This window comes from Candidatus Pelagibacter sp. Uisw_121, from assembly GCF_047722545.1.
Classification (GTDB): domain Bacteria; phylum Pseudomonadota; class Alphaproteobacteria; order Pelagibacterales; family Pelagibacteraceae; genus Pelagibacter.
Map to the genome: position 1 here is coordinate 909,730 of NZ_CP159816.1, position 12,867 is coordinate 922,596.

The following is a 12,867-nucleotide window of genomic DNA, read 5'->3' on the forward strand; positions in this document are numbered from 1 at the left end:
ATTTAGCTTTAAAAAAAAGGGGGCAAATAAATGCCCCCTTTTAAATTTAGATTAAACTAGGGTTACTTCCAAGCGTCTTCGTATGCTACAGTTTTACCTTGAGGTCTCTCATTAACTTTGGCTTTTGGCGAACCAGGCTTATTTAACCAATAAGAAGCTTCTCTTGGTTTATTAAGTCTTGGCCCACATCCACCGTACGCGTTACTAGCTTTATCAGCAGCTTCCATACGAGACATAACTAAGTCCATCTCATCTGCAAGACGATCCATAGTTTCTTGTGGTGTAAATGTACCAGAGTTAACTTCTCCGATATGCTGCCACCATAATTGTGCTAGCTTCGGATAATCTGGAACGTTAATACCGGTTGGAGACCATACATTTCTACTGTCTGATCTATAGAACTCAACAAGTCCACCTAGTTCAGCCGCTCTCTTAGTGAAGTGTTTGTCGTTTAAAGTACTCTTTCTTACGAAAGTTAAACCAACATCAGCTTTTTTAAGAGATACAGTTTTTGAAACTGCAAATTGAGCATACAACCATGCTGCTTTTCTTCTCTCAACGTCAGTAGACTTAAACAAAGTCCATGATCCAACATCTTGATATCCAAGCTTCATGCCTTCTTCCCAATAAGGTCCTTTAGGTGATGGGGCCATTCTCCATAAAGGCATACCGTCTGCATCAACTACTTTATTATTAGGATCTTTTCCTACTAAAGAAGCTGTGAAAGCTGTATACCAGAAAACTTGCTGAGCAACATTTCCTGAAGAAAGAGATGGTAAAGACTGATAAAAGTCCATAGCCGCTGCTCCCGGAGGTGCATAAGCTCTTAACCATTCATCCCATTTTCTGATTGCGTATACTGCAGCAGGGGCATTAGTAGCTCCACCTCTTGATACGTTAGCACCAACTGGGTTACAAGTACCTGCTTCCATTCTAATTCCCCATTCGTCTACAGGAACTCCATTAGGTAGGCCTTTACTTCCTCCACCAGCCATTGATAACCATGCATCAGTCATTCTCCAACCTAAGTCGGGAGCTCTTTTACCATAGTCCATATGACCATAAATCTTAACACCATCTATCATCTTAACATCCTCTGAAAAGAATTTAGCGATATCTTCATAAGCAGACCAGTTTACTGGTACACCTAATTCATAACCATATTTAGCTTTAAATTGTTTTTTAATTTCAGGTCTATCAAACCAGTCTTTTCTGAACCAATAAAGGTTAGCAAATTGTTGGTCTGGTAGTTGATAAAGATTTCCATCTGGACCTGTTGTAAATTGAAGTCCTATAAAGTCATCTAGATCCAACATTGGATTAGTAACAGCTTTACCCTCACCTTTCATCCAGTCAGTTAAATTTACAGCTTGTTGCATACGCGCGTGCGTACCAATTAAGTCTGAGTCATTAACATATGCATCGTAAATACTTACGTTAGTTTGCATCTGTGTTTGAACAGCCATCACTACATCACCCTCTCCTATGATTTGGTGTTGTACTTTGATGCCAGTTATATCTTCAAACGCCTTTGTAAGAGTCTTAAACTCGTACATGTGAGTTGGTATACCTTCAGATACTACTTTTAAAGTCATTCCTGCGAATGGCTTAGCAGCATCATGAAACCACTTTAGTTCTTTCTCTCTTTCTTTTGCAGATAGAGTAGATAAACTAAACTCACCGTTAGACCATTTCTTGATTGCAGCCATATGACCATCAGCAAATGCATTAGAAATAGTTACGATTGAAAACCAAACAGCAACAGTAAAAATAGTTTTTAATTTATTCATTACTTCTCCCTTTATTTGGTTATTGTTTATTTTTTGAACGCTTATGTTAACTTGGAGAAGGAGCATATGTCAAAAAAAAATTCAACTTATACAAATGTTTCGCTTTCTAATTGAATATTAGGATAAAGTTTTTTTAATTGCTTTACTCCAACCATCAATAAGAATTTTTCTTTCTGAATTTTTAATTCTTGGTTTAAAACTTTTGTCTGCTTGCCAATTTTTCGCAATGTCTTTTAAAGATTTATAAACTCCTATCTGAAGACCTGCCATAAAGGCCGCACCAAGTGCTGTAGTTTCATTTACTTTAGGTCTTAATACTTTCGTATTAATTGTGTCTGATAAAAACTGTGAGAACCAATTATTTAAAACCATACCACCATCAACTTTAATTAATTTTGGTTTTAAACCGTCATTCTTCATAGCCTCAAATAAATCATAAGTTTGATAAGCAACTGACTCAACCGTAGCTCTTGTGATTTCCTTTGGACCTGTATCTCTTGTTAATCCTGTTAAAATACCTCTAGCGTTTACATTCCAATAAGGCGCACCTAAGCCCGTAAAAGCTGGCACTAAATATATTCCTTTATTTGAACTAAGAGATTTTGCAATTTTTTCAGTGTCTGATGCTTTTTTAATAAATTTCATTTTGTCTCTTAACCATTGAACACCAGCACCTGCTATAAATATTGTTCCTTCCAATGCGTATGTTGTTTTGCCATTTATTCTGTAACCTATTGTGGTCAACAACCTATTTTTTGAATAAACTTTTTTACTTCCTGTATTTAAAAGTACGAAGGCACCTGTCCCATAAGTGCTTTTTACAGAACCTGGTTCAAAACAACATTGACCTATAGTGGCCGATTGCTGATCACCTACCATTCCTGTTATTGGATAAGAAGCTCCAGTAATTGAAGGGTCAGTATAACCAAAATCAGCTGCACAATCTTTAACTACTGGTAATATTTCTTTAGGAATTTTAAATATTTTTAATATTTGATCATCCCACTTATTTGTCGAGATATTAAACAACATTGTTCTACTTGCGTTAGTTGCATCTGTTGCATGATCAACTCCTTTTGTTAATTTCCATAATAAAAAACTATCGACTGTACCAAATAATAATCTTTTCTTTTTAATTAAGTCTCTTGCTTTGGGAACGTTATCTATAATCCATTTAATTTTTGTTGCTGAGAAATAAGCATCAATTCGTAAACCTGTCTTATTATAGATAATAGTTTCTTTTTTTTGTTTAATTAATTTTTTACAATATTCTGAGGATCTCCTATCCTGCCATACGATTGCATTATAAACTGGTTTACCAGTTTTTTTATCCCATAAAATAGTTGTTTCTCTTTGATTTGTAATTCCTATAGTTAAAACTTTTCCTTTTAGCTTTTTGCTTTTTTTAATAACTTCTTTAAAAACTTTTAAAGTAGTTTTCCATATCTCCTCTGGATCATGTTCAACCCAACCATCCTTCGGAAAATATTGCGTAAATTCTGTTTGAGAAGTAAAAATAGGTTTACCTTTTAAATCAAACAATATCGCTCTACTTGAAGTAGTACCTTGATCAATGGAAATTATAAATTTTTTCATTTAATTTCTTATTATATTATAATTTTATTGGTTTTATAGGAATATATATAGTTTTAAATCCTGATTTTAACGATTTTGATTTTATGAAGCTTGCTCCTGTTAGAGCTCTTGAATTTTTATCTGCAGGGAAATTTAAAGCAACTAATCACAGAGTTTTATGGAACAAAAGTAAGATACTTTCTATTCCTTTTTTCTTTGAACCTTCTTATGACTTTAAAATGAATAGATCTTTTTTAAATTTAAAAAAAACTTCATCTAAAAGTCAAATTTATGAAAAATTTTTAAACCAATCGTTAAAAAGATTTATTGAGTACCAGCGTTAAAATAATTTAAGTTATTGAAAATTTTTAATTACGTTTTATAAACAACCTATAATTTTAATGTCAAAAGTATTCGATTTATTCATTATAGGTGGTGGTATAAACGGCGCTGGTTTAGCTAGAGATGCTGCTGGAAGAGGTTTGTCTGTTTGTCTCGCTGACAAAGGTGAGATAGGTGGAGCAACATCTTCATGGTCTACCAAATTAATTCATGGTGGTCTTAGATATTTGGAAAATTATGAATTTAAACTAGTTAGAGATTCTCTCAAAGAAAGAGAAATAATTTACAAAATTGCAAAACCAATTTCAAAACCTATTCCTTTTATCATCCCATATGTTGATAAAATTAGACCTGCATGGTTAATTAAAATGGGTTTGTTTCTTTATGATAATTTAGGAGGCAAAACAATTATACCAAAGTCAAACACATTAGATATTTCAAAAAAATTACCGAATATTCTTAAAAAAAAATATAAAATTGGTTTCCAATATTTTGATGTTCAAATTGATGATAAAAAATTGACTAAACTAAATATAAAATCTGCAAAAAAATATAAAGCTAAAGTATTAGAATATAATAAAGTTAAAAAAGCAGAAATTGATAATAATGAATGGGTCATTCATCTTCAAAAAGGAGAGAAAATAAAATCAAAAATTTTAATTAATGCATCTGGTCCATGGATAAATGAAACTTTAAAAAAAAATATAAAAATAAAATCAAAAAATAAAATTAGATTAGTTAAAGGAAGTCACATTATAACTAAAAAATTATATAAGAAAGATGTTGCATTTACATTTCAAAATACTGACAAGAGAATAATATTTGTAATACCCTATAAAAAAAAATTTTCACTAATTGGAACTACTGAGGTTGAAGTTAAATCGCCTGAAAATAAAGAAATTTCAAAAAAAGAAATTCAATATTTAATTCGTTCAGTAAATAATTATTTAGAAAAACAAATCAGTACAAAAGATATAGTTGACTCTTATTCTGGAATAAGACCTTTAATAGAGGATTTTAATCAAGCTTCCAAAGTTACAAGGGATTATATTTTTGACTTAAATATAATAAAAAAATTACCCCTTCTTAGTATTTATGGTGGTAAATTAACTACTTACAGAAAACTAGCAGAAAATGTCCTATTAGACCTAGAAAAGTTTTTGCCTAAAACTAAAATGGGACCTTGGACACATAAAAAGAATCTTTTTTAGATATCCAATAGATTAAAAAAATGTTAATCTAATTATATAAAGCGATACATAACTCATCGTTAAATCCAATACGAAAGTGGGATCAGTCGTCTTTAAATTTAATTATTTAAGGAGGTTTGAATGAAATTTGGATATTTTTGTAACACTACTAACTGGAATCATAAGCCATACAATCAGCTATTAAACGAAACCCAAGAAATCACAACTTACTGTGATGAAAATAATTGGGACTCTATTTGGTATACAGAGCATCACTTCAATCATGAAGGAATGGAATCGTGCACGAACCCTTTAATGATGGGCGTTGATGCAGCTGCAAGAACTAAACAAATTAGAATAGGTCAAGCTTGCAATGTAATTACCTTTCATAACCCCATACGTCTTGCAGAGGACATAGCTTTATTGGATCAACTATCAGGAGGGAGAGTTGATGTTGGTATTGGTAGAGGAATATATGGCAGAGAAGCTATAAACATGAACAAAGAGGCTGACTTAAAAGATCAAGCAAAAAATTTTAGATTATTTGATGAAACTTTAACAGTGATGAAAAAAGCATGGACTGAAGAATTTTTTAGTCATCAAGGTGAGTTTTATACCTACCCTACTCCTGGTTTTACTTGGCAACATGATATGAGTCCACCTAGTAAAAAATTTTTAGATACAACAACAAATGAAATAAAAAAAATAAGCGTTGTACCAAAACCAAAACAACAACCTCATCCACCAATATGGCAAGTTGTTGATGGTGCACGATCAATTGAATGGGCAGCACAAAATGGATTAAATACAATAATGTGGATACCTACTGTTAAAGCGTTAAAGAAAAGGTTTGAAATTTATAGAGACGCAAAATCTAAAGCTGAAAATAGAGATGTTTCACTAGGTGAAGGCGTATCTTTAGTTAGAGATATGTTTGTTGCTGAAACTATGGAAGAAGCTGAAAAAATGGCTGGCGAGCATATTATCAATTATATGAAATGGGTTTGTCATTGGAGAGGTTTAGGTAATCATATGGATCCAGGTGAAGAGTTACCAGAAACAAAACATAAATTAGACTTACTTAATTATGATTTTCTACATAAAAGAAATTTATTATTTGGAACACCAGAATATGTTGTTAATAAAATAAATGAATTAAAATCAGAATTAAATTTACAAAATCTTCAAGTTTGGTCTAATTTTCCTGGAATAGATCATGAGACTTGCATGAGGAGTATAAAACTGTTTAATGATGAGGTTATACCAAAGATTAATTTAGACAATTCAAATATAGAAAAAGCAAGTTAATGAAACTGGATCTTAGAAAGTTTACAAAATTTGTAGATAAAACTTTTATTGAAGGTGGTAAAGAAGCTAAAGAACCAGTCTTAATGGTTTCTGTTGCAGCTGTTTTTAAAAATCCATGGAGTGGAAAAGGTTTTGTCGATGACCTTAAACCAATTATTTTAGACCTAGCACCAAAGTTAGGTGATATATTAGTACCAGAACTTATAAAAGAAATTGGATCTCCTGAGAAAATTTTAGCCTATGGTAAAGCTGGCACAGTTGGTCTTAATGGTGAAATTGAGCATGCATCAGCATTTATTCATACTTTAAGATTTGGAAATAAATTTAGAGACGCAGTTGGTGGAACATCTTATTTAAGTTTTACCAATACCAGAAGTTCTGCTGGATCAAAAATATCCATTCCAATGATGCATAAAACAGACTCTGGTCTAAGGCCCTATTATCTTACACACGAATTTACTATACATGATGCTCCTTTTGATGATGAAATTGTTATTGCTATCGGAGGAGCCTCGAGTGGCAGGGCTCATGCAAGAACAGGTGATCGCTACCAAGATATGAAGGAAATGGGATTGGACCCAAAATAAATAAATGTCTCAAAATTTTGATCCAAATCAAAATTATTACTCATTTATTGATAATAACACTACTCCATTAGTATTTATTCATGGTGTTGGGCTAGATCGTAAAATGTGGGAGCCTCAAATTAACTCTTTAAACAATCATTCAATAATTACTTATGATTTATTAGGACATGGAAGAACTCCTTACAGGAAAGAGGAGGTTACTTTGAATGATTTTTCAAACCAATTAGATAATTTATTACAATTTTTGAAAATAGATAAGATTAATCTAATTGGATTTTCTCTAGGTTCATTGGTTGCATTAGACTTTGCTTCAAAATTTCAGGATAAATTAAAAACCCTTACGTTGCTTGGGACTACATATAAAAGAACTGAGGAACAAAGAGATTTGGTTATAGAAAGACTTGAACAAGCTAAGTTAAATAAACCTATTTCAAAACAGGCGCTAAAAAGATGGTTCACAGATCAATACTTAAATAATCACCCAGAAATTTATGAACAATTTATAAAAATTCTGACAAAAAATAGTGAGGATCATTTAAATTTTTTAAAAGCCTACAAGTTATTTGCGTATCATCAAGATAATATAGATATGATTAAAAAAATAGAAACTAAATCTCTTGTGATGACGGGATCAAATGATACTGGTTCAACAGTTGAGATGTCAAAATCCTTATCTAATGATTTAATAAATTCAAGTTTTACTGAGATAAATAATGGAAAACATCTTTGTAGTATAGAGTGTGCAGAAGATGTTAATATAAATCTTAAAAAGTTTATTAATAATTAAATGACAAAAATTCAAAACTTCAAGATGTACATAGATGGTCAGTGGGTTGAGTCTGAGTCTGGTAAAACTATCGAAACTTTAAATCCAGAAAATAATGAAGTTTGGGCAACTGTACCCGAAGCAAATAAAAAAGATGTAGATAAAGCAGTTAAGGCTGCACAAAAGGCTTTTGATAACTCATGGTCTAATTTATATCCAAGAGATAGAGCTAAATATTTAAAGTCTCTAGCAAATCAATTGAGAGATAATGCTGAACATCTTGGTACTATCGAAACTAAAGATACAGGAAAAATTTTTAGAGAAACAAAAACACAAGCTAATTATATTGCTGAATACTATGATTACTTTGCAGGTCTTGCAGATAAAGTTGAAGGAACAGTTGTGCCAATTGATAAAGCAGACATGCAGGTGACAACTACTCGAATTCCTATTGGTGTGGTTGCTGCAATCATTCCGTGGAACTCCCAAATGTTACTAACAGCTGTTAAACTTGCACCAGCCTTGGCTATGGGAAATACTGTTGTAATAAAAGCATCTGAACTTGCTCCAGTTACTTTATTAGAATTTGCAAAATTAGTTGAAAAATCAGGAATACCAAAAGGAGTAGTTAACATAATCACCGGTTTAGGCGAGCCTTGTGGTAAAGCTCTAACTACACATGATCTTGTGGAAAGAATTGCATTCACTGGTGGCCCAGAAACTGCAAAACATATTGTAAAAAATTCTGCTGAAAATTTATCTCAAGTAAGTTTAGAACTGGGTGGTAAAAGCCCTGTTGTAGTATTTAATGATGCTGAACAAGAAAATGCACTTAATGGAATTACTGCTGGAATTTTTGGTGCAAGTGGTCAAAGCTGCATTGCTGGATCAAGACTTTATATTCAATCAAAAATTTATGATGAATTTTTAGATAAATTGGTGGCAAAAGCAGAAAAAATAAAACTGGGTGCGCCAATGGATAAAGATACTCAAATGGGGCCTTTAAATAGTTTCAAACAATTAGAAAATATAGAAAAAAATATCAAAGCCACTATTGAACAAGGAGGGAAAATTAGATGTGGAGGGAAAAGATCAGATATATCTAATAAAGGCTATTATTTTCCAGCTACAATAATTGAATGTGAGAATCATAATTTACCTACTGCTGAAAATGAATTATTTGGTCCAATTTTATCTGTTATGAAATTTGAAACAGAGGAAGAAGTTATTAAATTAATGAATGATAATAAATATGGTTTATCTTCCGGAGTTTACACATCTAATTTTGGAAGAGGCCTGAGAGTTTCAAGGGCAATTAGAGCTGGAATAACCTTTGTAAACACTTATAGGTTAATTTCACCAATGGCTCCTTTTGGAGGAATTAAAGATAGTGGATATGGAAAAGAAGCAGGAATTGAGTCAATTAAAGAATACACAAGAATAAAGACTACATGGTTAAATTCATCGGATAAACCAATGGTTGATCCATTTACAATGGGTTAATAATTGACTGCCAGACATTATTTTTTAGTTTTGTTCATTATGTTTCTTTTTGGAAGCTCTTATCCAATTAATAAACTTGCATTAAATACATCTTTAACACCTATGTTAGCGGCATCATTAAGGATGTTTATACTTTTTTCATGTCTTGCTCCCTTTTGTAAATTTAGAATTCCAAGTAAAAAATATCAACTTCCTTTAGCAGGCTTTTCTTTATCTATGGGTTTTGGTGTTTTTATTTTTTTAAATCTATCTTTACAAAAAGCGACTGTAATTGCACCTATTATCATTGGTGCACAACTTGCAATTCCTTTTGCAATACTTGCTAGTTCAATATTCTTAGGTGAAAAAGTTACTTTTAAAATGTGGCTACTAATTTTTATTTCTTTTTTTGGAATTTTTCTTATTGGATATGATCCTAATTTAAAAAATGAAATTTTTGCAATTCTACTTTGTGCTGTTTCAGCTTTTTTCTATGGTATTGCAAATGTATTTTCTCGTTACATTAAAAATATTGATGTAAAATTAACTAATGCTATAATGGGTTTTATTGGCTTTGTAACTCTGCTACTTTTTTCAATTATTTTTGAGGGTAATACTTTTAGTCAATTAAAGAATATCGATTTATATACTTGGTTACTCTTACTTCATAATGGAGTGATGGTTTCAGTTGTTGCTCACACATCTATGTTTTATCTATATAAATTTTACTCAGTTAACAAGGTTATGCCTTTCTATTCTTTATTTCCAATATTTGGTTTGCTTCTAACATTTTTTATCTTTGAAGAAATTCCATCGCTACTAAGTGCTGTTGGTGGATCTATTGTGATTATTTCTGTTTACCAGCTACAGAAAATTAGATAATTCCTCTATTGTAAATTCATTTAATTAAAAGTGTTCGATACTTTAGGTGCCTAATAATGGATATGGGTCTTTTATTAATCATAATATATCATCCTAAAGGTATACTTCCTGAGAAAATCGAAATAAAATAAACTTATTATGAAATATATTATACTCGGAGCTGCAGTAGCATGGGCTATGTACATCGGTGATAAATATTTTTTTTAATGAATAAAAATTTATGGCTACTAATTTTAAGTCAGATTTTTGCTTTTACAGCAGCACCCATAACAGTTTTTTTAAGTGGAATAATTGGTTCTCAGTTTAGTCCAGTAAAATCTTTAGCAACTCTTCCAATGGCTTTATCAATTGTGGGTATTGCAATTTTTGCAATTTTTGCAGCAAAGGTTATGAGTATAATTGGTCGAAGAGCAGGCTTTATATTTGCATCAATTATTAGTTCATTGTCATCATTACTTGCTGCTTATTCAATAATTATTGAAAGTTTTATATTATTTAATTTCGCATGTTTTTTACTTGGGGCTGGGGTTGCGTTTAGTCATCAATATCGTTTTGCTGCGGTTGAAACAGTTAAAAAGGATATGGCACCAAAAGCTATTTCAATAATATTATTAGCAGGTATAGGTTCTGCTTTTATAGGACCAAATGTTGCTAATATAACAAAAGATATTATTGCTGAACATTTATATGCCGGTTCTTACATCGCACTTGCAGCTTTAACACTCACCTCAATAATTTTCTTATTATTCTATAAAGACGGGCATAAACCAAATCTTATTAATAAAAAAACTTCACGTAGCTATCTAGAGTTAATTTCTCAACCAAGATTTCTACAGGCTTTAGTAGCATCTGCATTTGCATATGCAGTGATGTCATTTTTAATGACAGCTACACCAATAAGTATGCATGTAATGGAGAAAATAAACTTAACTAAAACAAGTTTTGTAATTCAATTTCATATTGCAGCTATGTTTTTACCATCATTGGTTACAGGTAATTTGATAAAAAAATTTGGACATAGTAAAATAATGTATGCTGGTGTCTTTTTATTTTTAATAACAATCTTAACTAGTTTCTTTGACCAAAATTTTACTAATTATTTAGTTGCATTAATATTTTTAGGATTTGGTTGGAACTTTTTATTTATATCTGGGACAAGTCTATTAGTTTTGTCTTATAGGGAAAATGAAAAATTTAAGGCGCAAGGATTTAATGATTTAATAGTTTATTCAATTCAAGCAATCTCAAGTTTATCTGCAGGAGTTTTCCTAACCTCAACAAGTTGGAAAACAATGAATTTAGTTTGTATAATATTCTTGGTTTTAATTATATTATCAACATTAAGAGCTGATTTTAAAGAGAGAAAGTAAAATGGATTTAATAGATTATTTTCAACTGAGCTTGGTTGAAATTTATTTTGTAATATTTACTGTATTCATTGCTTCTATTATAAGAGGATTTAATGGCTTTGGCTTTTCAGCAACATGTATCTCGGGTTTTTCTTTTATTCTTCCGGCAGTAGAAATAGTTCCAATTATTCTAATACTTGAGGTCATTATTAGTATTTTTATGGTCCCATATATATGGAACAAAATAGACTGGAATTTTGTTATAAAACTAATATTTGGAATAATTATTGGCTCTCCTGTTGGTATTTATCTATTAAAATATTTAACTCCTGACGTTACACATCTATCTGTTTGTGTACTAATCATATTTTTTTCATTTTTATTAATGAGAGGTTTTGTAAATCAAAAGATTAATAATAATTATGGAAAATTTTTTACAGGAATAATTGCTGGAGCATTAAATGGATTAACTACTTTAGGAGGAATGCCTGTTGCGCTATTCTTATTAGTTACAAGTATTCAACCTGTAATAATTAGAGGTTCATTAGCAGCATTATTTTTCTTAACAGATATTTATGCTTTTAGTCTAAGTTTTTTTGCTGGAATTGTGGATGTCACAACTATTTATAGGACTGTTCCACTGATTATTACTTTACCAATAGGTGTTTATATTGGTGATAAATTTTTTGTTAAAAGTAAAGAGAAGACTTATAGAAAAGTTGTTTTTTACTTTCTTATATTTATTTCAATATTTGGGTTTTTTAGAATTATTGACAATTTTTAGAATATCTTGACTCACAAAATTTTAATTACTTAATCTTTTATGAATACTATTGAGTGTTTTCTCTAATTGTCTATAAAAACCTAATTTAGTTAACTCACTAACACCTTGCTCATTTAATCCTTTTGGTGTTTGAGATTCTTTTACTAAATATTTCAAATCTTTTTTAGAATTTACAACTGCATCTTCTGATAAAGCTAAAAATAAAGATGTTATATATTTTTGCGCATTATCTCGTTTAACCCCTCTTTTTACTAACCAGTCTGTCATTATCCTTAGTAATTCATAAAATGGCGCCATCATTCCAGATGTTGTCCAAAAATTAATTGATGATTTCTCATTTTTTATTTCAACTGTTGTGCCAATTTTATTAAAAAAATCTTTTACTTTTTTATCAGGTGGGCAGATTGGTACTGGTCCCTTTTTTAAAGATATTGGCGGTAATGGTATTGCTCTTATAATTTTGGCTTTAACTTTAATTGCTTTTTTAAGTTGAGCTAAACTAATTGTTGATATGAAGCTAATTATAGTTTGATTAGATCTAAACTTTAAATTTTTAATAATCTTTTCACCTACCGTTGGAGTTACTGACAAAAATATCCAATCGCATGAGTTAATAATTTCCTGATTATCACTGCTAATAGTTATTTTTTTAAACTTTTTTTTTAACTTTTGAGCTATAGATTTATTTCTGCGGGAAATGATTATCTTTTTGTATGAAATATTAGAACTACAAATACCTGTAAGCACAGCAGACGTAATTTTACCTGTTCCTATAAAGCCTAATTTCATAAATATAGTTACTTTATAGTAAT

Annotated in this window: 12 protein-coding genes; 9 read left to right on the forward strand and 3 right to left on the reverse strand. The window is 30.7% G+C overall.

What is annotated here, in order from left to right; translation table 11 throughout:
* Window positions 1-62 precede the first annotated feature (62 nt).
* Both ABXT52_RS04915 and glpK read right to left on the reverse strand, forming a co-directional pair.
* A complete protein-coding gene (locus ABXT52_RS04915) occupies window positions 63-1,790 on the reverse strand; it encodes an ABC transporter substrate-binding protein (protein ID WP_415271462.1) in 1,728 nt (575 codons plus the stop codon).
* 117 nt (window positions 1,791-1,907) lie between these two features.
* Window positions 1,908-3,386 (reverse strand): glycerol kinase GlpK, encoded by a 1,479-nt coding sequence (glpK, locus tag ABXT52_RS04920; RefSeq protein WP_415271463.1) that lies wholly within the window; start codon window positions 3,384-3,386, stop codon window positions 1,908-1,910.
* A gap of 83 nt (window positions 3,387-3,469) precedes the next feature.
* On the opposite strand from glpK, the gene ABXT52_RS04925 reads away from it, so the two are divergent.
* The 9 genes from ABXT52_RS04925 to ABXT52_RS04965 all read left to right on the forward strand — a co-directional run bounded on the left by ABXT52_RS04925 (window position 3,470) and on the right by ABXT52_RS04965 (window position 12,055).
* On the forward strand, window positions 3,470-3,709 hold the full coding sequence (locus ABXT52_RS04925; RefSeq protein ID WP_415271464.1) for a hypothetical protein: 240 nt from the start codon (window positions 3,470-3,472) through the stop codon (window positions 3,707-3,709).
* 57 nt (window positions 3,710-3,766) lie between these two features.
* A complete protein-coding gene (glpD, locus tag ABXT52_RS04930; protein ID WP_415271465.1) occupies window positions 3,767-4,918 on the forward strand; it encodes a glycerol-3-phosphate dehydrogenase in 1,152 nt (383 codons plus the stop codon).
* Between the two features lie 120 nt (window positions 4,919-5,038).
* Window positions 5,039-6,205 carry an LLM class flavin-dependent oxidoreductase gene (locus tag ABXT52_RS04935; RefSeq protein ID WP_415271466.1) on the forward strand — a complete coding sequence of 389 codons (1,167 nt, stop codon included), beginning with the start codon at window positions 5,039-5,041 and terminating at the stop codon, window positions 6,203-6,205.
* A complete protein-coding gene (locus ABXT52_RS04940; RefSeq protein ID WP_415271467.1) occupies window positions 6,205-6,792 on the forward strand; it encodes an amino acid synthesis family protein in 588 nt (195 codons plus the stop codon). Before ABXT52_RS04935 ends, ABXT52_RS04940 begins: the two co-directional genes overlap by 1 nt.
* A gap of 4 nt (window positions 6,793-6,796) precedes the next feature.
* Window positions 6,797-7,579, forward strand: a complete 783-nt coding sequence (locus ABXT52_RS04945; RefSeq protein WP_415271468.1) for an alpha/beta fold hydrolase — start codon at window positions 6,797-6,799, stop codon at window positions 7,577-7,579.
* Window positions 7,580-9,061: an aldehyde dehydrogenase gene (locus tag ABXT52_RS04950; RefSeq protein WP_415271469.1), complete on the forward strand. Its 1,482-nt coding sequence runs from the start codon at window positions 7,580-7,582 to the stop codon at window positions 9,059-9,061.
* Between the two features lie 3 nt (window positions 9,062-9,064).
* Window positions 9,065-9,922: a DMT family transporter gene (locus ABXT52_RS04955; RefSeq protein WP_415271470.1), complete on the forward strand. Its 858-nt coding sequence runs from the start codon at window positions 9,065-9,067 to the stop codon at window positions 9,920-9,922.
* Window positions 9,923-10,128: 206 nt separating this feature from the next.
* On the forward strand, window positions 10,129-11,292 hold the full coding sequence (locus ABXT52_RS04960; protein ID WP_415271471.1) for an MFS transporter: 1,164 nt from the start codon (window positions 10,129-10,131) through the stop codon (window positions 11,290-11,292).
* A 1-nt stretch (window position 11,293) separates the two neighbouring features.
* Window positions 11,294-12,055, forward strand: coding sequence for a sulfite exporter TauE/SafE family protein (locus ABXT52_RS04965; RefSeq protein ID WP_415271472.1), 762 nt, complete (start codon window positions 11,294-11,296; stop codon window positions 12,053-12,055).
* A gap of 21 nt (window positions 12,056-12,076) precedes the next feature.
* Here ABXT52_RS04965 and ABXT52_RS04970 read toward each other — a convergent pair whose 3' ends face one another.
* A complete protein-coding gene (locus ABXT52_RS04970) occupies window positions 12,077-12,844 on the reverse strand; it encodes a pyrroline-5-carboxylate reductase (protein ID WP_415271473.1) in 768 nt (255 codons plus the stop codon).
* Window positions 12,845-12,867 lie beyond the last annotated feature (23 nt).